This window comes from uncultured Oscillibacter sp. (assembly GCF_950073225.1).
Classification (GTDB): domain Bacteria; phylum Bacillota; class Clostridia; order Oscillospirales; family Oscillospiraceae; genus Oscillibacter.
Genome location: NZ_CATMPS010000032.1, coordinates 12,963 through 31,993, shown reverse-complemented (window position 1 = coordinate 31,993; position 19,031 = coordinate 12,963). Strand labels below are relative to the sequence as shown.

General features: G+C 55.6%; 18 protein-coding genes, 3 pseudogenes and 2 riboswitches. Of the genes and pseudogenes, 14 read left to right on the top strand and 7 right to left on the bottom strand.

All coding sequences use genetic code 11. The features are described from left to right. Nucleotides 1-123: 123 nt before the first annotated feature. The 4 genes from Q1M04_RS13075 (at nt 124) to Q1M04_RS13060 (ending at nt 4,283) form a co-directional block, all read left to right on the top strand. Entirely contained in the window at nt 124-963 is an 840-nt protein-coding gene (locus tag Q1M04_RS13075) for an ABC transporter permease (protein ID WP_300448127.1), read from the top strand. After that, complete coding sequence (locus Q1M04_RS13070; RefSeq protein WP_300448124.1) at nt 963-2,372, top strand: GldG family protein; 1,410 nt, start codon at nt 963-965, stop codon at nt 2,370-2,372. The genes Q1M04_RS13075 and Q1M04_RS13070 overlap by 1 nt, the downstream gene beginning before the upstream one ends. After that, entirely contained in the window at nt 2,359-3,750 is a 1,392-nt protein-coding gene (locus Q1M04_RS13065; protein WP_300448121.1) for a DUF4340 domain-containing protein, read from the top strand. Before Q1M04_RS13070 ends, Q1M04_RS13065 begins: the two co-directional genes overlap by 14 nt. Before the next feature lie 152 nt (nt 3,751-3,902). Next, on the top strand, nt 3,903-4,283 hold the full coding sequence (locus tag Q1M04_RS13060) for a hypothetical protein (RefSeq protein ID WP_300448118.1): 381 nt from the start codon (nt 3,903-3,905) through the stop codon (nt 4,281-4,283). A gap of 22 nt (nt 4,284-4,305) precedes the next feature. Here Q1M04_RS13060 and Q1M04_RS13055 read toward each other — a convergent pair whose 3' ends face one another. Beyond that, nucleotides 4,306-5,121 (bottom strand): MerR family DNA-binding transcriptional regulator, encoded by an 816-nt coding sequence (locus tag Q1M04_RS13055; RefSeq protein ID WP_300448115.1) that lies wholly within the window; start codon nt 5,119-5,121, stop codon nt 4,306-4,308. Between the two features lie 101 nt (nt 5,122-5,222). On the opposite strand from Q1M04_RS13055, the gene Q1M04_RS13050 reads away from it, so the two are divergent. Continuing rightward, a complete protein-coding gene (locus Q1M04_RS13050) occupies nt 5,223-6,536 on the top strand; it encodes an MATE family efflux transporter (protein WP_300448112.1) in 1,314 nt (437 codons plus the stop codon). Between the two features lie 13 nt (nt 6,537-6,549). Continuing rightward, nucleotides 6,550-7,161 carry a cytidylate kinase-like family protein gene (locus Q1M04_RS13045; protein ID WP_300448110.1) on the top strand — a complete coding sequence of 204 codons (612 nt, stop codon included), beginning with the start codon at nt 6,550-6,552 and terminating at the stop codon, nt 7,159-7,161. 29 nt (nt 7,162-7,190) lie between these two features. Here the strand turns inward: Q1M04_RS13045 and Q1M04_RS13040 are convergent. Together Q1M04_RS13040 and Q1M04_RS13035 are read right to left on the bottom strand one after the other, a co-directional pair. Further along, nucleotides 7,191-7,457, bottom strand: a pseudogene (locus Q1M04_RS13040) (transposase); the annotation flags it as partial. 113 nt (nt 7,458-7,570) lie between these two features. Continuing rightward, nucleotides 7,571-7,894 (bottom strand): annotated as a pseudogene (locus Q1M04_RS13035) (helix-turn-helix domain-containing protein); the annotation flags it as partial. Nucleotides 7,895-8,276: 382 nt separating this feature from the next. Here Q1M04_RS13035 and Q1M04_RS13030 point away from each other — a divergent pair. Next, entirely contained in the window at nt 8,277-8,891 is a 615-nt protein-coding gene (locus Q1M04_RS13030; protein WP_300448104.1) for a transposase, read from the top strand. A gap of 7 nt (nt 8,892-8,898) precedes the next feature. Then, on the top strand, nt 8,899-9,291 hold the full coding sequence (locus Q1M04_RS13025) for a transposase (protein ID WP_300448101.1): 393 nt from the start codon (nt 8,899-8,901) through the stop codon (nt 9,289-9,291). Nucleotides 9,292-9,564: 273 nt separating this feature from the next. On the opposite strand, the gene Q1M04_RS13020 is transcribed toward Q1M04_RS13025, so the two are convergent. Continuing rightward, complete coding sequence (locus Q1M04_RS13020; protein WP_300448098.1) at nt 9,565-9,873, bottom strand: hypothetical protein; 309 nt, start codon at nt 9,871-9,873, stop codon at nt 9,565-9,567. A 187-nt stretch (nt 9,874-10,060) separates the two neighbouring features. Further along, nucleotides 10,061-11,083: a hypothetical protein gene (locus Q1M04_RS13015; protein WP_300448095.1), complete on the bottom strand. Its 1,023-nt coding sequence runs from the start codon at nt 11,081-11,083 to the stop codon at nt 10,061-10,063. Nucleotides 11,084-11,422: 339 nt separating this feature from the next. On the opposite strand from Q1M04_RS13015, the gene Q1M04_RS13010 reads away from it, so the two are divergent. From Q1M04_RS13010 to Q1M04_RS13000, 3 genes and pseudogenes are all read left to right on the top strand, one after another. Further along, nucleotides 11,423-12,559, top strand: a complete 1,137-nt coding sequence (locus tag Q1M04_RS13010; RefSeq protein ID WP_300448090.1) for an IS4 family transposase — start codon at nt 11,423-11,425, stop codon at nt 12,557-12,559. Nucleotides 12,560-13,032: 473 nt separating this feature from the next. After that, nucleotides 13,033-13,245: pseudogene (locus Q1M04_RS13005) on the top strand (transposase); the annotation flags it as partial. A 134-nt stretch (nt 13,246-13,379) separates the two neighbouring features. Further along, on the top strand, nt 13,380-14,180 hold the full coding sequence (locus Q1M04_RS13000) for a DMT family transporter (RefSeq protein ID WP_297998417.1): 801 nt from the start codon (nt 13,380-13,382) through the stop codon (nt 14,178-14,180). 88 nt (nt 14,181-14,268) lie between these two features. Here the strand turns inward: Q1M04_RS13000 and thiM are convergent, their stop codons facing one another. Together thiM and thiW are read right to left on the bottom strand one after the other, a co-directional pair. Next, nucleotides 14,269-15,081 (bottom strand): hydroxyethylthiazole kinase, encoded by an 813-nt coding sequence (thiM, locus tag Q1M04_RS12995; RefSeq protein ID WP_297998415.1) that lies wholly within the window; start codon nt 15,079-15,081, stop codon nt 14,269-14,271. 22 nt (nt 15,082-15,103) lie between these two features. Continuing rightward, nucleotides 15,104-15,619 carry an energy coupling factor transporter S component ThiW gene (thiW, locus tag Q1M04_RS12990; RefSeq protein ID WP_293278508.1) on the bottom strand — a complete coding sequence of 172 codons (516 nt, stop codon included), beginning with the start codon at nt 15,617-15,619 and terminating at the stop codon, nt 15,104-15,106. Nucleotides 15,620-15,929: 310 nt separating this feature from the next. Continuing rightward, nucleotides 15,930-16,030: riboswitch (TPP riboswitch) on the bottom strand. Between the two features lie 72 nt (nt 16,031-16,102). Beyond that, a riboswitch (TPP riboswitch) is annotated at nt 16,103-16,212 on the top strand. A gap of 56 nt (nt 16,213-16,268) precedes the next feature. On the opposite strand from thiW, the gene thiE reads away from it, so the two are divergent. The 3 genes from thiE (at nt 16,269) to cytX (ending at nt 18,983) form a co-directional block, all read left to right on the top strand. Further along, nucleotides 16,269-16,904 (top strand): thiamine phosphate synthase, encoded by a 636-nt coding sequence (gene thiE, locus Q1M04_RS12985; protein ID WP_295754851.1) that lies wholly within the window; start codon nt 16,269-16,271, stop codon nt 16,902-16,904. Nucleotides 16,905-16,998: 94 nt separating this feature from the next. After that, nucleotides 16,999-17,814, top strand: coding sequence for a bifunctional hydroxymethylpyrimidine kinase/phosphomethylpyrimidine kinase (gene thiD / locus Q1M04_RS12980; RefSeq protein WP_297998412.1), 816 nt, complete (start codon nt 16,999-17,001; stop codon nt 17,812-17,814). Further along, the gene (cytX, locus tag Q1M04_RS12975) at nt 17,811-18,983 is read left to right on the top strand and encodes a putative hydroxymethylpyrimidine transporter CytX (RefSeq protein WP_297293390.1); all 1,173 of its coding nucleotides are present in this window, start codon (nt 17,811-17,813) and stop codon (nt 18,981-18,983) included. Before thiD ends, cytX begins: the two co-directional genes overlap by 4 nt. Nucleotides 18,984-19,031 lie beyond the last annotated feature (48 nt).

The window sequence follows — 19,031 nt, the reverse complement described above, 5'->3', positions numbered from 1 at the left end:
ATTAGTTTTCTGGGCTGATTTAATTTCTAGATATTGTTCTGCACTGAATTTATACTTCATTTTATCACCGTGTCTATTATATCACAGCATTTATTAAAATGCTATTTTTTATTGCAGCTTAGTATGAAGAACTATTTCCACTCCCTGACGGCCTATGTATTCGGCGCGGGGCTGCTCCTGGCGGTGGGGCTGGGCGCGCTGCGCTACAATCTCCAGGCGGCGGTGAGCAACTTTGAATTTGCCCTCAGCTATTTCAGCATCGTTCTCGCTGTCATCGTTCCCATCCTGACCATGCGGGTCATCGCAGAGGAGCGCAAGCAGAGAACCGACCAGCTTTTATACGCCCTTCCCATCACCACCACCCAGGTGATTGTGGGCAAGTATCTGGCGCTGCTGACGGTTTATCTGATTCCGCTGTGCGTGATTGCGGTTTATCCCCTGATCTTCTCCCGCTTTGGGGACGTGTATCTGCTGACCTCTTACGGCTCCATTCTGGCGTTCTTTCTCATGGGCGCGGCGCTGATCGCGTTGGGGGTGTTCATCTCCTCCCTGACGGACAACCAGGGCTTCGCCGCCGGGATCGGGATCGCGGTGATCCTGCTGAACTATTACAGCGTGAGCCTCTCGGAGTACGTCTCCTCTACGGTTTTCGGTTCTGTTGCCGCGCTGTGCGTACTCATTCTGGCCTTGGGCGCGGTAATCAAATATTTGACAAAAAACGAAAATCTGGCTTACGCTGTCTGCTTTGTCTTGATAGCGGCCATTGCCATTGTTGCCTTTATGGACAATACGAAATTCGAGGGGCTGCTGCCCGCCGCGATGACCAAGCTGTCCCTGTTTGACCGCTTTACCGGCTTTGTCAACGGCGTTTTTGATATGACCTCCGTTGTCTACTACGCCAGCGTGGCCGTGTTTTTCCTGCTCCTGTCTGTCCAATCGCTGGAGAAACGGAGGTACAACTGATGAAAAACCGAAACGCCTTTCGCGGCGGCTCCTACGCTCTGGCGATCTCCGCGGTGGTGCTGGCCATTTTGGTGGTGGTCAACATCTTTGCCTCCGCTCTGCCTCCCGCCGCCACCAAGTACGACATCAGCGCCTCCAAGCTCTATTCCATCACCAGCAACACCAAAGTGGTGGTCAATGCCTTGGAGCAGGATGTGACCATCTATTGGGTGGTGCAGTCCGGCGAGGAGAATCAGGTCATTGAAAACCTGCTGAGCAAGTATGACAGTCTCTCCGACCACATTGAGGTGGTGAAAAAGAACCCGGACGTCTATCCGACCTTTGCGGAACAGTACACCGATGAAACCGTCCAGAACAACAGCCTCATTGTGGAGTGCGGTGAGCGCAGCCGCTTTATCGGCTATGAGGACATCTTTGTGCAGGAGCCGGATATTTACTCCTACTCTTACAGCACCTCCTTTGACGGCGAGGGCGCTATCACCTCCGCCATCGACTACGTGACCACCGAGGAGCTGCCCAAGATCTACATTCTGGAGGGCCACGGGGAGGCCGAGCTTCCCGCCTCCTTCCGGGATCAGATCGAAAAGGAAAACATGGAAACGGAATCCCTCTCCCTGCTGACGGTGGACGCCATCCCGGAGGACGCGGACTGTGTCATGATCTACGCTCCGTCCAGCGACATCTCCCAGGAGGAGCGGGATCTGCTGGCGGACTATGCCTCGGGGGGCGGCAAGCTGTTTGCAGCAGCCGGACCTGTGCCTGACAGCGATCTGGACAATCTCTATAGCCTGTTGGCGGACTACGGCATAGAGGCCAATGAGGGCGTGGTGGTGGAGCCGGACCGGGAACACTATTCCTTCCAAGGCCCTCTCGCCCTGCTGCCTGATATGAACAGCCATGCCATTACAGATTCCCTGATGGACGAAAACTACTATCCCACCATGCCCGTCTCCCTGGGCCTGACGGTTCCCCAGGACTCCGAGAGTGTGACTACTCTGCTGACCACTTCCGAATCCGCGTTCAGCAAGTTAGATGCCTACGACATGACGGATTATGAGAAGGAAGATGGGGACATTGACGGCCCCTTTGCCGTGGCCGTTTCCATTGACACTGCCGGTGAGGGGCAGATCGTTTGGTTTACATCTTCCCATTTCCTGGACGATATGCACAACGCGGTTTCCTCCGGGGCCAACGCCAACCTGAGTATGAACGCCCTGTCCTCCCTGATCGGTGAGACAGAGGCCATGGCGATCCGCAGCAAGTCGCTGAATTACAACTACCTCACGATCAGTGATTCCACCGCTTCTCTGCTGAAGGTGCTGATGATCGGCGTATTCCCGCTGGCGTACCTGGGTATCGGTGTTGTGGCAGCGTTGAAAAGAAGGAGGCTTCAAAATGAGCCGGTCTAAAAAACTTTATATTCTGCTGGGTGTTTTCGTTGTGGCCTGCGTCGCAACCCTTGCGGTCACTCAGATAGCGGAGCACAAGGAACAGATCAAGAACAGCGGCGAACCGATTCTGGAGTTGTCCAGCGACTCCGTTCAAGCCCTCTCCTGGGAACACAAGGGAGAAACTCTGGCGTTCCACAGGGATGAGACATGGCTTTATGACGAGGACGAGAAGTTTCCGGTGAGCGAGGACAAGATCAACGAACTGCTGGAGCAATTCCAGCCTCTCAGCGCGGCTTTTGTCATTGAGGAGGTAGAGGACTTTGGGCAGTATGGACTGGACAACCCCGTGTGTACCATTCACCTGACCACGGAGGAACAGTCTTATGAGATTAAGCTGGGAGACTTCAGCAAGATGGATTCCCAGCGGTATGCCTCCATCGGAGACGGCAACGTCTACCTGGTTCAGAACGACCCGCTGGATCAGTTTGACGCCGTCCTCAGCGATATGATCCGGCACGATAAAATGCCAGACTTTGACCAGGCGACCAGTATCCAATTCTCCGGCGCGCAGGATTATTCCGTTTCCTACGAGGAGGACAGCTCCAATACCTACTGCGCCGAGGATGTCTACTTTACCCGGCGCGGCGGAAAATCCCTGCCTCTGGATACGGATCGGGTAGACAGCTATCTGCGTAAAATCTCAAATTTGAATCCGACCAACTATGTCACCTATAACGTGACGGACGAGGAGCTGACCACCTACGGCCTGGATACACCAGAGCTGACGGTCACTGTGGAGTATACGCCAAAGGACGAGGAAACGGCAGAAGTGTTTATTCTCCATATCAGCCGTGATCCAGAGGAGATCAAGAAACCGTCCGATGAGGATGACGGCGAGGATGAGACGGTCACGGCATATTTGCGGGTAGATCAGTCCCCCATCATCTATCAGATCTCCTCCGACCAGTACCAGAATCTGATGGCCGCATCCTATGACGACCTCCGGCATCTGGAGGTATTTGCCGCGGACTTTACGGATGTCCGGCAGATCGACATTTCTTTGGAAGGGGACTCCTATACCCTGACTTCGGAGGAAAAGGGAAAGGAGCGTACTTGGTCCTGCCAAGGGGAGGAATTGGAAATTGATGACCTCAAAGAGACTTTGGAGGCTCTGCGTGCGGATGAGTTCACCAGTGAAAAGCCCTCTCAGAAGGAAGAAATCGGCCTGACCGTCCACCTTGACAATGAGCATTTTCCGACAGTTTCGATTCGGCTGTACCGGTATGATGGAACCCATTGCCTCGCGGTGGTAGACGGAGAGAGCGTGGCTTTGGTGAACCGTGGAGAGGTCGTTGATCTGATCGAGGCGATTCATGAAATTGTGTTAAACGGATAGACAAGCAAACAGCGGCATTGAATCTGACGATTCAATGCCGCTGCTGTTTTCATCATGCTGCATTCTTCAAAAAAATAGAGAAAAATCAGAAAACCTATTGACTCTCCCACAATGGGATAGCTTATAATGCCTTTCTGCCAAGGAACCGCTTGATGAAATGGGGTGAGAATATGCGCCGTCATATCCTAACCATCGGAATACGGACTTCTCTCCTGAACGCGCTTGAAAGTACAGTACCGAAGGACAAGGTACAGATCATTTCCTCACCCGACATCAAAATAGCGGAGTGGCTGCTCGCGCATCGCGGGTTTGCGGTCGTGATCGTTGACCTGGAACTCTTTTTGCAGCTCACGCCGGACTTTCTAAACGAGATCAGGCGGAAGGCTCCCTATATCATTGTGCTGGGGAATGCCGGAACGAAATATAACTGGCGAGTAGAAGATGCCGCCGATTTGTTCCTATCCTACCAGATACCGCTTCTAAAGCTCTGGGTGCTGATTATGAATGCGTTGTCTCTGCGAATTGGTGAATGAATATTTTCAGTCCAATATCCTGTCAGGAAGCGAGGTCATTGGGGAGTGAGCAGCAAAGTTCAAAAAGAGGTGCGGTGCAGTCATAATCCCCAGGAGACAGTTCAGATTCTATGACATACTTTTCATAATCCAGCGCAAATTGCTCCAGGAAAATATCTGCGGCCTGTTCAATCGCAGGAGCCTCCTGTTTGCAACAAAGATACTCGCCCGCCGGAAGCCGCAAAAAATTCTTGGGAAGTTCCCGCACTCCCTCCGGAACGTCTACGCCAATGTAAAAGAGCAATTCTCTCATGCTCCCTTGGCAGTGAAGCAGCCGCCCGGAAAAATAATTGATCGTTAGCCCGCTGCTTTCCGCTATCTGCACTAAGCTGTGGAATAGGGCGAGGGCTTTCATTCCCGTACCATTTTCTGGATATGGGGTAAGCAAAAGATTCATAGCGGGGTAGCTGCACCGCACCATAGTATGGCTTTTTTGAACCAGCTCGCTGCGTTCGATTTCAGCCTGCATTTTTTCCAGCTTAGCCAGCCGCTCCTGTATGGCTTGAATTTTTTCCTTGGCCAGTATCGTGCCGCGCTCAACCAACTTGCCGTAATGAATCCGGCTGCCGCCGTCCATGCAATAGTCCGTAAACTGCTTGAGGGGGATATCCAGATCAATACACAACTGGATCGCGTCTACCACAGGGATTTGCTGCAAGCTGTAATAGCGGTAGCCGCTGCTGGGGTCAACGTAGGCAGGGCGCAGAATGCCCAAAGAATCATAATAACGGAGGGATTTGATGTGAACGCCAGTCTGTTTTGACAGAGCGCCAATGGACAACAGGTTTTCTTTCTTCATGGCAAAAACTCTCCCAAAATAGGATGTTTCATTCTATCATCATCTAAAAAACTTGTAAAACAAGAAACCCTGCGGAAAGGCGCGGGGGAGGAGGTAATCAAATGCACAACGCAAAACTTCGGACTGTGGCCCGGTATGTGATTCCAGCGATATGCAGCAATGTCTGCTTCTTCCTGTTCACCATTGTTGACGCAATCTTTGTGGGCAGAGGGGTTGGGACAAATGCGCTGGGGGCGATCAATCTGGCCGGTCCCGCCATACTGATGGTAGGCGCGGTGAATATGCTCATCAGCATTGGAGGCGTTGCGATCTATGCCATCCGCATCGGCCAGGGGGACGTGGATGGCGCAAACGATGTGTTCCGCCACGGGATACTCCTTCAGCTCTGCGCCGCCGCTGTGTTCTCGGTCACGGGCACATTTTTTGCGGATGGAATCTGCGCTCTGCTGGGCGCCAACGAAACCTTCCATCATTTGGCGGTGGATTATCTGTTTTGGTACTCCATTTTTATCATCCCCTCGGGCCTGTCCATCGGATTGCAGAACTACTGCCGCAATGACAACGCACCCGGCCTGGTAAGTATGGTGGTCATTATCACAACGATATGCAATATTTTTGGCGACTGGCTCTTGATCTATCCCTTCCAGATGGGAACAAGGGGCGCGGCAATCGCCACGGGCATTTCTCAGACCATCGGTTTGCTGATTCTCCTGACACGCTTTGCCCGCAAGCGAGGCAGCCTCCGCTTTGGCAGGGCGAAACTAAATGCTGGCCTTTTCCGGGACATTGTTGTCCATGGCCTGCCGGAAGGAATCAGCCAACTGTCCAACCCAGTGATGACCCTCTGCATGAACTTTGTGCTGATTCAAAGAATTGGCGATCTTGGCGTCAACGCGTTTTCTGTAATCTCGTACATAGCGTCCTTTTCCATCACCGCTTTCTTTGGCGCCAGCGAGGGCTTGCAGCCTCTGTTCGGCCAGAGCTATGGCGCGAAAAACGAGGCGGATTTGAAATATTACTTGAAAACCGGTCTGACCGTCAGCGCCGTGGGGAGTATCCTGATCACCGGTTTGTCTATTTTGCTGGGAAAGCCAATTTGCGTATTGTTTGGCACGGATACCGTAACAACAGAGTATATCGTAAAGTATCTCCCTCAATTCGCCGTAGGATTTATTATTACGGCGGTCAATGTAATGATTTCGGCCTACTTGTATTCCACGGAACGCTCCGCTTTGTCCACCGGCATCAATATTCTGCGGAGCCTTGTCATCAATTCCGCTGTGATCTTGATTCTGCCCCATATTTTTGGAGACGGGGCAATTTGGTTCTCGCTGCTCGTTTATGAGGCGATTGTGCTGGTGATTGCTGTGGGATTGCTGAAATATTCTGAACGGAACGGCATCCAGTTTAAGTAAGGAGGAAGCGAATATGATTATCACGATCAGCCGGGAATTTGGCAGCGGAGGCCGGGAATTGGGGAAGCGTCTGTCAGAAGCGCTACATATTCCCTGCTATGACAATGAGATTATAGCGATGATTTCTGACGAGCAGGGGCTTGATCCAGACTATGTGGCCCGTGTCTCGGAGAGCAGCTTGCGGGCGGAGTATCCGTTGACGGTTGGGCGGCGCTTTTCCATTCCCTACAAGGTGATGGAGCAGTCTATCATGGTGGCAGTTACCCAGCAAAAAATCATTGAGAAGCTGGCGCGGCAGGGTGACTGCGTGATTGTCGGGCGCTGCGCGGACACAGTACTGGCCCACCTGCATCCGCTTCGCATTTTCGTCTATGCTGACCGGGCGTCCAAGCTCAAGCGGTGTCAGGAGCGGGCCACGGAGCAGGAAAACTTTGCGCTGGCGGAGATGGAGCGCCGGATGCGGCAGATCGACAAGAACCGGGCCAAAAAACATGAGCTGACGGCAAGTATCTCCTGGGGAGCGAAAGAAGGGTATGATCTCTGCATTAACACATCCGGCAGAGAGATCAAAACACTGATTCCGGCTCTTGCAGCTTATTGTCAGGCTGTCGGCAAAGACCGATGAACTGTGATAGGCCGTCAATGCGGCAAGCGGTTGACTGCGTCAAAAACATTGCCGATGCCCTTCTCCTCCAACAGATGCCGAAAGTGCAGCAGGGTCGTGGCGTCCGGGACATCCTGCTCTAAAAAGTTGATCCCCATAAATTTGCGCATGGCATAGCTGTCATAAATTGCGTCCTCTACTCCTTCATCGGATAAGCTGAACCAGCATTGCAGCAGATACATCCGCAGCATGGTTTCTATCTCAATCGGCGGACGGCCGCGTTTCCCGGTTGGATAGTGGGGGACAACCAGCGATACCCATTCTTCCCATTCGGGGGATTAAATCAGCGTTTCCTTAATTGCGTTGGATTTACCTACGTAGGTTTTTCCGGTGTTGGATAATCCGGCAACGGTTTCCCCGATGCCGGTTATTCCAACACCGGGGGATCAGACGGCGGCTGTGGCTGTTCGTAGATGCTGTACTCCGCTCCGCATAACCGTCCCTGGCTGTCCCGTTCTCTTGTCCGTACAATATACCCGGCCTGCTCCAGCTCATGAACGGCCTGACGGATGGCATCAAGCCGCTCCCGGTTGATACAAGCCAGCCCTTGCAGGGTGTAGTCCCACTCCTCTGGAAGTGAGAGGATTTGCGGCAGCAGGCCCTTGGCTTTCAAGGAGAGTGGTTTGTCCCGCAGGTGATGGTTTGACATGACGGTGTAGTTTGCATTTTTCTCGACACGAAATATTGCCATTTTCGCTCCTTTCCATATGCAAAATGGCATTCTCTGCCAGATCGGGGCAGGGAACACCATTTTTGCTTTTGCGAATACTAACTTATTCTGCTTTCGACGGTGACGCAGGGGAACTACCCGCCCACAGGCGGCATTGGGGTCAGGGAATTTACCCCTGCAAGTGCAAAAATGTACATTTTTGCTATGCTTGCGACAATAAGAGCGAGCCAAGTATTGGGTAGATTATGAGCCAAGAGATATTTGGCCAGGAATGGGTAACTGCCCTTGAAAGGCAGCTCATGCTGAAGCTACAATGAGAGGGCAATCGGTCTGACGACGCTATGCTTGAGCTTCTACGCTCGTCGCCGCAAACTGTCAGCCGGCCCTCTCATTGCGGCGTTCGATTGTGCAGGTTGAGATAACGGCTAAGCCGTACACTCGGGTAACAACGCAAGAGGAGCTGGCCGGGCTGGCGGAGCGTTTGCAAGGGCTCGGGGGCGATATTCGAATCATCATGGAGCATACAGGTATGTACTGGAGGCCCATCGCCCACTCGCTCAAAGAGGCGGGATTTTTCGTCAGTGTCGTCAATGCCATTCTCATCCACAACTTCAGTGACAACTCCCTCCGCAAAGTAAAGACGGATAAAGCGGATGCCCTCAAGATCGCCAACTATGGGCTGACGTTCTGGACAGAGCTGCGCAATTTTTCTGACGAGGATGAAACCCGCCAGATGCTAAAGATGCAGTGCAGACTGTATGAGCGGACGCAAAAGATCAGCGTTGAACTGCGTAATGGCCTGATCTCACTGCTGGATCAGACGTTTCCGAGAATTAACGAGATACTGCCCGCTCACTATTGCACCAAACGTGGCCACTACAAATGGGTCGATGTTTCTAAACGCTTCTGGCACAAAGACATTGATTGTCCAATCGGTAGACTGCCTGAATGCAGTGTACGAATCTATGGCGGTTCTTCGGGCGGAAATGAAGCGGTTGGCGTCTCTGCTGCCGGAATATGAGGTCGTCATGGCCATGCAAGGTGCGGGAGATGTCACCGGCCCGAAGCTGATGGCGGAAATCGGCGATGTACGACGCTTCACGAACAAGAACGCCCTGGTGGCCTTTGCTGGTGTAGACGCGCCTCCGTTCCAATCTGGCAGCTTTGAGGCCAAGTCCAGACATGTATCCAAGCGTGGATCTCCACATCTGCGCAGGACGCTGTTTCAAGTCATGAGCGTCGTCCTGCAGCGTAGTTCCACGGACAACCCGATCTATTCCTTCATGGACAAGAAGCGGGCAGAGGGGAAACATTTCTATGTGTACACGGTTGCCGGCGCGGCAAAGTTCCTGCGGGTCTATTACGCCAGAGTCAAGGAATATCTGCTTGCGTTGGAAACGAAACAAGAGACTGCCGCATAAGTTTGGCGGCAAGTTTTATCTTGCATAATTTAAGCGCGCCAAATTCGGCCAACCGGAGCTGCTCTTGTTGGTCTGGTTTTTGTGCCTGTTTTTAAGTGAATGACCTTTTCAAAAATTTTTCTAAAAAAGTGCCGCTTGGGGCTTGACATTTATTTGCAGGTTTGCGTCCTCTCCGCCTCTGGCGGCGAGGGCTTTGGCCCCGCCGAAGGCGGGGCCTTTTCCAGGCGGTAGAGTGATTGGAATTTTGGGGCGCGGGGTATGTCCGTTAGCAGATTATTGCCGCATGGTGTTCCATACCTTTCCGGCCTGGGCAAGTATATCTTCCTCTCCGGCCTCGTCCTGCCAGATACAGGAGGCGGCGCAGTCCATAAACCAATCCGCCCGCAGCAAAGACAGGATGATATCCCACATGACGGCGAAGTCATCGTCGTGGCCTTTGTCCTGGAAGGTGAGTGTTTCTCCGTCAGAAACGCAGGGAAGATCGTGGGCAGTGAACAAACTTTTTATTATCTGATGTACGTCTTCCAGCGTGTAGTCTCTTTGCTCTACGGCGGTTTTGTTAAAGGAAAATTTTACTTCCATCAGGGGACACCTCCTGTTATTGGATAGCCCACATCATATCAGCCACCCCAGGCAATGTCCAGATGATTCGACAAACACCTCTGTTCGGCGGCTAGGTGCAATGTATTGACACCCTCGCTCTGACAGTTTAGGGAAGCAGAGGAGGACAAAGTGTCAATACATGACACCTTGTCCTCAGCCTTGGCCGCTATAATGTACCCTCATCCGAATGCAGGGTCTGCTGGCACTCACACAAAAATTCGTTTTTGAGCAGATCGCCAATAGTTTGAAATATCTGAGCCAATTCATAGGATTCCCGCACAGAGTCCTCAACCTCATCCGGCCTCATATGTGTGTTTTCCACCCAGATGCGGACATTTTCCAATGTAGGAGTCAGTAGAACTGCCCTTTCATATGCTTTGCAGAACAGAGCCGCGATTTTCCCCCTGCACTCCGCTTCAGCATCCAGCTGGTCAATTTCATGTACAGCCGGCAACATCTCGGCGGCAACGGATTCCTGTTCGCCCAGCGGCAGATGCTGAACGGCTTTCAGGATTTTCCAGCCCCGGTTGATGGATACATCTTTCTTGTCTAGTGCGTCTTTTAGGACTTGGGGCGCGGCTTCCGCCAGCTGCGTAATCCTGCCCATGGTCTGCTCTCCGATTCCTACGGCCAGGGCCGCTTCCTTCCTGCTATCCACAGGTAAAATCGGGTTTGGTGAAATCACCAAACCCGATTTTGCGCTTTCGCTTTTGTGGTCACCGCCCCCTGCGGCCATGTTTGCCCTCGCCCTGGCCTCGATCTCCGGTTTGAGTTTCAGCACATTCTTACCTAATTCCCACTTATCCAGGTTGCGTCGGCCCTTCTGGGTGTCCAGCGCCCATTGCTTGGCTTCAAGCAAATCAGCGAACGAAAATACCAGCATTTTGTAGGGCAAACCGTGTTTTTCGCAGATTCGGAAGCGGTTGTGTCCGTCAATGAGAATCATATCCTCGTTGACGATAACCGGGGCATAGCAGCCGTTTTCCAGGATGTCCCTCTCCAAAGAAAAAAACTGCTCACCGCTGAGAGGCGGGAGCAGGTGTTCCATCTCCGACAGGATGACCAGCGTCCGTTCAGAGCTGCTGTATTCGTTTTTTGTGTTTTTCAGAGTACCATCTCCTTCAGTTCGTTTTTTGTGAGCCTTCGCCGTAAGTTTGCCGTTCTCTCCAATCCGGTTCCTGACAGGCAACCCCGCTCGGCGCTGTGTCGCGTGTCTTCCCTTGGCTAATGTCATTAAGTTAGAAATAAGGAGAAGATAAAGTCAAAAAAGATGTAAAAAGGGGTTGACAAAGGAGGAAAAATGTGCGGCGAAGCCCTGAAAAGTAAACTTGCTTTTCGGGGGGACGCCGCACATGAAATATACACCAAAATTTTTGCGGAGAATGCTGCTTTCTATGATCCGGAAAATGGGGGAGCACCCAGACAAATACGTCAGGCAGACGGGACGGGATTTTACCCGTCCCCGGACGCTGACCTTCGAAACGGTCATATCCCTGCTGCTGACCATGAGCGAAAACAGATCGGGAAGGTGCTCATCGGACGGTTTCAAAACAGCGAAAAAACACCGTCGGCCTCGGCGTTTGTCCAGCAGCGGCAGAAGCTGCTGCCCGCAGCGCTGGAGACGCTGTTCCACCGCTTCACAGCCCTGCTGCGCCCTGGGAAGACCTTTCGTGGCTATCGTCTGCTGGCAGTGGATGGCTCGTCGCTGAAATCCGCCGCCTACCCGGAGGACCCAGCCTCCTACCGCCCCGGCACGTCCAGACAGCACGGCTGGAACCTCTGGCACATGAACGCGCTCTTTGACCTGGAAAACGGCATTTATACCGACCTGATCGTGCAGAAGGAGCACGAAAAAAACGAGTGCAGAGCCCTGTGCCAAATGGCAGACCGCTCCCGCGTTTCCGGGAAGGTGATCCTGCTGGCTGACCGGAATTACGAATCCTGCAACAATCTGGCCCACCTGGAGAAGCGGAACTGGAATTACCTGATCCGTATTCGGGACAAGGCACGGGGCATTGCATACGGTATGCCTCTGCCTGACCAGCTGGAGTTCGACATTCCCCTCAAACTCACCCTGGGCCGGCTGACGCCGCGGCAGTTGGAGACCCGCGGCATCGCCGTCCCCAAGTCCTATTACCGTATCCCGCCCACAATGACGTTTGACTTTTTAGAGTCGAACAGCCCGGATTTCTACGAAATATCCTTCCGCGTTGTCCGTTTACAAACCGACAGCGGCAATACGGAAACCCTTATCACCAATCTCGACCCGGACCGGTTCCCCCTCGCCGCCCTCAAAGCCCTCTACGCCAGACGCTGGGGCATTGAGACCTCCTTCCGCAGCCTGAAATACGCCGTGGGCCTCATCCATCTTCACGCAAAGAAGCCGGACCTTGTCCTCCAGGAGGTTTTCGCCAGTTTCCTCATCTTTAATTTCTCACAGGCCGCTGCCTGGGCTGTGGACGCGTCTCAGGGCACAGCCAAATACAAGCGTCATGTCAATTTCTCCGACGCTGTCTTTGCCTGCTGTGCTTTCCTGCGCCGCTCCGCCGCTGATCCGCTCCCGCTCCTCCGGCGAAGACTGCTCCCGCTTCGCCTTGGGCGCACCGCCCCAAGGCCAAAAATCACAGGTAACCGCATTTCCGCCTGCTATGCCTCCGCTCGCTGACCTTTTCTATGTCCTTTTTCTGACGGAGCTGCCTCCGTCTGCTTTTGCTGCCTCTTTTTCCTGATAAGTTCCTTCTGGATTTCCTTCGGAATTCCATTGCCTTCTGCCGTTTCTTTCTTCGCGGCTAGCTTAATGACATTACTTCCCTTGGCCCGTTCGTTCAAGCTGAAGTTATGGCAGGCTTCCCCGTAAAAGCATCTGATTGGACGGTCATGTACTTTTACCCTGAGCGCATAGGCACTCAGGGTACAGCGAAAACCTGTTCATAATATCCAATCTCTTTCGAGAATGCCTGTTAGAATAAAACCAGTTAAAATATGATTTCCCAATACATTGCTGTGGTGAAACGCATAACACTGGGAGAGAAGATCGTCAAGGGTGATTTTTTCCATAAAAATCCGGGCTATAGGGAAGGAGCAGGCTCATAAAAAGCTCTGCTCCTTCTTATTCTTAAGGAAGCGCTGATTTAATCCCCCGAGATGCACTCGGTGAAGAAGGGAAACCAGTGGCATTTTGGTATGAAGTGCCGCACCGGCGCGGATGCCGGGAGCGGCTTTGTTCACACAGTGGAGGCCACCGCCGCCAATGTCCACGATGTCACTGCAGCGGCAAGGCTTCTGCGGGAAGATGATAAGGCGGTCTGCGGGGACAGTGCCTGCCTTGGGATAGAGAAACGGGAAGAAATCAAAAGCAATCCGCAGCTTTCTGCCATTGAATACCGCATCAACCGCAGGCCGGGCCGGTTCCCTATGCCCCGCCTAAGGTTTTTGCGCCCTTCGACCGGGCTGGGACTGGAAAAGTGAGGATTTCATCCCCCAATATGGCCCTTTATTGGACGTTTCCACTGCCTTCGTCTGTTTGCCTGGCTTTTACCTGCTTTAATCAGCGCTTCCTTTACTTTCTGTCAGGGCATAGACTGACGATCTTACCCCATAGGAAAGTTACAATTTATATTGCGCTGTCCGGGATCGCGATGGCGCTCGACTGGCTGTTGCTCTTTGAGGCATATCAGCAAATCGGCGTCAGCCTGGGTATGCTGATCAACTATTGCGGCCCGGTCATTGTCGTGGCGCTTTCTGTAGTGTTGTTTAAGGAACGCATGACCTGCCCCAAGGCGGCGGCGTTGGTCATGGCGGCGCTTGGCACCGTTCTCATCAGCGGCCAGGCGGCGGCGGAAGGCGTCAATGGCTGGGGTTTGCTCTGTGCGGGACTGTCGGCGCTGGCTTATGCCGCTATGGTAATTTTCAATAAGTTGCCGAAAGAAATCACAGGCATGGAAAACGCTGTCCTGCAGTTGTTTTTCGCGGCTGTGACGGCAGCGGTCTTTGTCGGCTGTAAGCAAGGCTTCCATATGGAAATTGCCCGCGGGGATTGGATCCCGATTTTATGGATCAGCCTGCTGAATACAGGGGGCGGGTGCTATTTCTACTTTTCCTCTATTGGACGGCTGCCTGTGCAGACGGTGGCAATCTGCGGCTACATCGAACCGCTGTCCGCCGTTCTGTTCTCCGTGGTCTTTCTTCACGAGGCGCTGCTTCCCCTACAGGCAGCCGGCGCTCTGCTGATTGTCGGAGGGGCTTTGATTGGCGAAGGCGTCTTTCAAAAGAACCGCCGGCGATGAACGCCGCAGCCAGAAAATATTACCCCAGATATAGAAAAGAAAGCAAAAGGCGTCCCCGCCTGCCGGATTTGGCAGACGGGGATGCTTTTCAAAACAGGAGTTCTACAAAGGCCATTCCAGCGCAGTCCGCCGCCGTCAAAGTCCCAGCGGCATCCAGCAGGGCTGTCCGAAAGCTGCCGGGGCCCTGACACGGGGCTAGGGCTTCCGCCCGGCGGGAACAGGACTTCCAAAAAGCGGCGGCTGTAACGGCGGCGGCAAGAATGTCCGGTTCCACCGCCGCAAAGACGCCGCAGAGAACGGACAGCATGCATCCCGTACCAGTCACCTGCGTCATCAGGGAACTGCCGCCGGAGACCTTCCATAGGACGGTCCCATTTGAGATGAAATCCTCCGAGCCGGAAATCAGCACAGCGGTTTTCAGCTCCCGCGACAGGCGGAGCGTCAGGTTCCCCTGTTGGACGGAGTCCAGGGCGGCGGGACTGTCCACTCCTTGTGATTGGCTTTCCAGGTGGAGGAGGGCCCTGGCCTCCCCCGGGTTGACTCGCAGCAAGGAGGGCGTGAAGACTTCCAGCAGTCTTTCCACCCGCTCCAGCCGCCAGGGGCTGGCCCCCACGCCCACGGGGTCCAAAACGACGGGCTGTCCCAGCTTTTGAGCCGCCTGTCCCCGGAGGAGGCAGGCCCGGAATTTTTCCTCCTCCGGCGTGCCGGTGTTCAGCACGGCGGCGGCGGACACGGCGGCAACCGCCTCCATTTCCTCCGGCGCCTGAGCCATGATGGGGCTGGCCCCCACCGCCAGAGCCAGGTTGGCGCAGTCGTTGGCAGAAACCAGATTGGAGATGCAATGGATCAAAGGCCGGCGGTGTCGGACCGCCTCCAGCAGAAAAAAGTCAGGCCTTGTCATAGAGCCTCCCGTTGGATAGAATTTACCGCTCCAAAGCGGACTGCATGGATTTCAGTGCCCCGTTTTTTTGCAGGGCGTACACCAGGATTCCCGCGAGAATGGAACCCGCCGCAGTGGAGATCAGGAAGGGGATGATGTAGACGGTATAGGTCTCCGGCGTCAGGCCCATCAGCTCCTTCGCTACGGGGTAGGCCGCCAGGCCCCCCAGAACGCCGGTGCCCAGGACCTCGGCGGTCAGCGTTGCCGGGAGGTTCTTTGTCCTCCAGTAGACCAGACCGCACAGCAGAGCTCCGCACATGCTGCCGGGGAAGGCCAGAAGGCTCCCCCAGCCCAAGAGATTGCGCAGAAGGCTGGCTACAAAGGCCGTAGCCAAGCCGTACCAGGGCCCCAGGAAGACGGCGCAGAGGATGTTGACCATGTGCTGGACCGGGGCGCACTTGCTGCCGAAGACCGGGAAGGTGAGGAACATGCTGCCCACCACCGCCAGGGCGCAGAAGACCCCGGCAATGGACAGCTTTTGGACGGATTTGTTTTTCATCGTAAAAGCTCCTTCACAGCTAGAATCGCAAAGAGAAACACGCGGCAGCGCTTTCCCCCTGCATGGCAAGGACGGGCGGGACTGTCCGCCCTGGAAATTTCGGTCGAGGCTTACTGGCCTCCTCTCACGCCGGAACACGGCTTCCCATCGCTGCCGGGACCCCAGGGGCCCCTTGTATGGTCCGGCCCGGACGCAGGGCGCTCCCCCTCCGTCCGCTCCCGGTGGTCCGGGACGCCGGTGTGTGCTCTCTCCCTCCTTCGTGAAGAATTTGCAAAAAAGCAAGACGGCCCGCCGAAACGCGAACCGCCGTCAAAAGTCCCCTATCGACTCCCTACGGCGGCATTATCCGCGTCAGGTAAAGGGTCGAAGCGTCCGCTTCCTCTCAGCCTTTCGGCTCCCCTGCTTTTCGCCCCCAGCATACCACCGGGGGAAAATTTTGTCAAGGGGCTTGCAAATCCGGGCGGAAAAGAGTATGATAGGCCCACAATGAAAAAGGGGAGTCCGCTGGCGCGGGCTGAGAGGGGGCCGTGAAGGTCCCGACCCGGAACCTGATTTGGATCATGCCAACGTAGGGAAATAGCGGACGTCTTGCCGCAGATGAACCAGGTTGGTTTATCTGCGGATTTTATATTTTGAGGAGGACTTTGCCATGAACATAAGACCCGAAACGCTCCGCCTTTACGCCGTCACCGACCGGACCTGGGCGGCGGACGAGGAGGCTTTTTTCCGCCAGGTTGAGGACGCCGTCCGGGGGGGCGCGGCCATCGTCCAGCTCCGGGAAAAGCGCCTGGAGGACGCTGCCTTCCTGGCGGAGGCAAAGCGCTTTGTGTCCCTGTGCCGCAGACTGGGGGCCGTCAGCATCATCAACGACCGGGCGGACATCGCCCTGACCTCCGGAGCCGACGGCGTCCATGTGGGCCAGAGCGATCTGGAGGCGGAACGCGCCCGGGAGCTGCTGGGGCCGGATAAGATCGTCGGCGTCTCCGCCCATTCGCCGGAGGAGGCCCGCCGGGCCAGGGAGGCCGGGGCGGACTATCTGGGCTGCGGCGCGGCCTTCGTCACCGGGACCAAGGCCGACGCGAGGCCCATCTCCAGAGAGACCATCCGGACTGTCACGGCGGCGGCGGGCATCCCTGTGGTCGCCATCGGCGGTATCAGCCGGGAGAACATCCTGGAGCTCAAGGACCTGGGCCTCTCCGGCGTGGCCGTGGCCTCCGGTATCTTTGGGCAGAGAGACGCAGAGGCCGCCGCCCGGGAGCTGCTGGAGCTGTCGAAACGATTGTAAGGGAAAACCGCCCCCGGGCGTTTTTCACGCGGTGCGTTGGGGGCACCACCTCACGCCGCGTTATAAAACTTCAATGCGAAAAGGAGAGACGAGTATGAAAACAGCATTGACGATCGCTGGGACCGACCCCAGCGGAGGCGCCGGTATCCAGGCCGACATCAAGACCATGACCGCCAACGGGGTATTCGCCCTCACCGCCGTCACGGCCCTGGTGGCTCAGAACACTACCGGCGTCAAAAGCATCCAGGAGTCCGCACCGGACTTCCTGGCGGAGCAGCTGGACTGCGTGTTCACCGACATCTTCCCGGACGCGGTGAAGACCGGCATGGTAGCCAGCGTCCCTCTGATCGAGGTCATCGCGGACAAGCTTGCGCAGTACCAGGCGAAGAACATCGTGGTGGACCCGGTGATGGTGGCCACCTCCGGGGACCGGCTAATCTCCGAGGACGCGTTGGAGACCCTGAAAAGCCGCCTCCTGCCCCTGGCGGCGGTCCTCACTCCCAACATCCCCGAGGCGGAGATTCTCTCCGGTATGAGGATCGAAACGCAGGAGGGCATGACGCGGGCCGCCCAGGCCATTGGTGAAGCCTACGGCTGCGCTGTCCTCTGCAAGGGGGGGCATCAGGTCAGCGACGCCAACGATTTCCTCTGGCGGCCCGGCGGCGGGGGACGCTGGTTCCGCTCCCGGCGGGTGGATAATCCCAACACCCACGGCACGGGCTGCACCCTCTCCAGCGCCATCGCCTCCAATCTGGCGAAAGGCTTCGGCCTGGAGACGGCGGTACAGCGGGCGAAGGATTACATTTTCGGGGCCCTGTCCGCACAGCTGAACCTGGGGCATGGCTCCGGGCCCATGGACCACATGTGGGACCTCCACAGCCGCTTCATCGACGGGGAGGCAGGGACGTGAAAAAAACCTCCACGTTTCAGAACGGCCTCATTTGGTTCGGGGCCGGGGTCTCCCTGGCGGAGATTCTCACCGGTACCAGCTTCGCCTCGCTGGGGTTCACCCAGGGCTTTGCCGCCATCGTCACCGGCCATGTGATTGGCTGTATTCTGCTCTTCCTGGCGGGCCTCATCGGCGGGCGGAGCGGGCGAAGTGCCATGGAGACCGTGAAGATGAGCTTTGGACAAAAGGGCGGACTTCTGTTCGCCGTGCTGAACGTCCTCCAGCTGGTGGGCTGGACGGCGATTATGATCTACGACGGGGCCCTGGCGGCGGGCAGCGTGTTCCCCGCCGGGCGCTGGGCCTGGTGCCTGGTGATTGGGGGGCTGATTTTGCTCTGGATTCTGGTGGGCGTTACAAACCTCGGTTGGCTCAATAAGCTCTCCATGGCGGCGCTGTTCCTGCTGACGCTGGCGCTGTGCTGGGTGATTTTCGGTTCCGGTACGCCGCAGACTTCCGGCCTGGGAGAGGCCATGAGCTTCGGCGCGGCGGTGGAGCTGGCGGTGGCCATGCCTTTGAGCTGGCTGCCCCTCATCAGCGACTATACACGGGAGGCGGAAAAGCCTTTCCAGGCCACAGCGGTCAGCGCCATAGTCTACGGCCTGGTCTCTATATGGATGTACGCCATCGGCATGGGGGCGGCGATCTTCACAGGGGAGTCCGACATTGCCGCCGTCATGGTCAAGGCGGGCCTGGGTATCGCCGCCCTGGTCATCCTGATTTTGTCCACCGTGACGACCACCTTCCTGGACGCCTGGTCCGCCGGTATCTCCGCCGAGTCCATCAGCCCCCGGCTGACCGGGAAATGGATGGCCGTGGGGGCCGCCCTGCTGGGGACCGCCGGGGCGGTGTTGTTTCCCATGGACGACGTCACCGGCTTTCTGTATCTCATCGGCTCTGTCTTCGCCCCCATGATCGCCATTCAGATCGCGGACTTCTTCCTGCTGAGGCGGGACCGGTTTCAGGCAGATTTTGATGGACGGAATCTGGTAATTTGGTTAGTGGGTTTTGCCGCCTATCGGGGTCTAATGAGATTGGATCTGCCTTTGGGCTGTACTCTGGCGGATATGGCCCTGGTAGTTACGCTGTGTGTGCTGGTGGACAAACTGGCAGGGAAGCCGCCATTGCCTTGACCTGTCTGAGAATTCAATTTGTCGGATATAAACATGCGATGGGGGCAC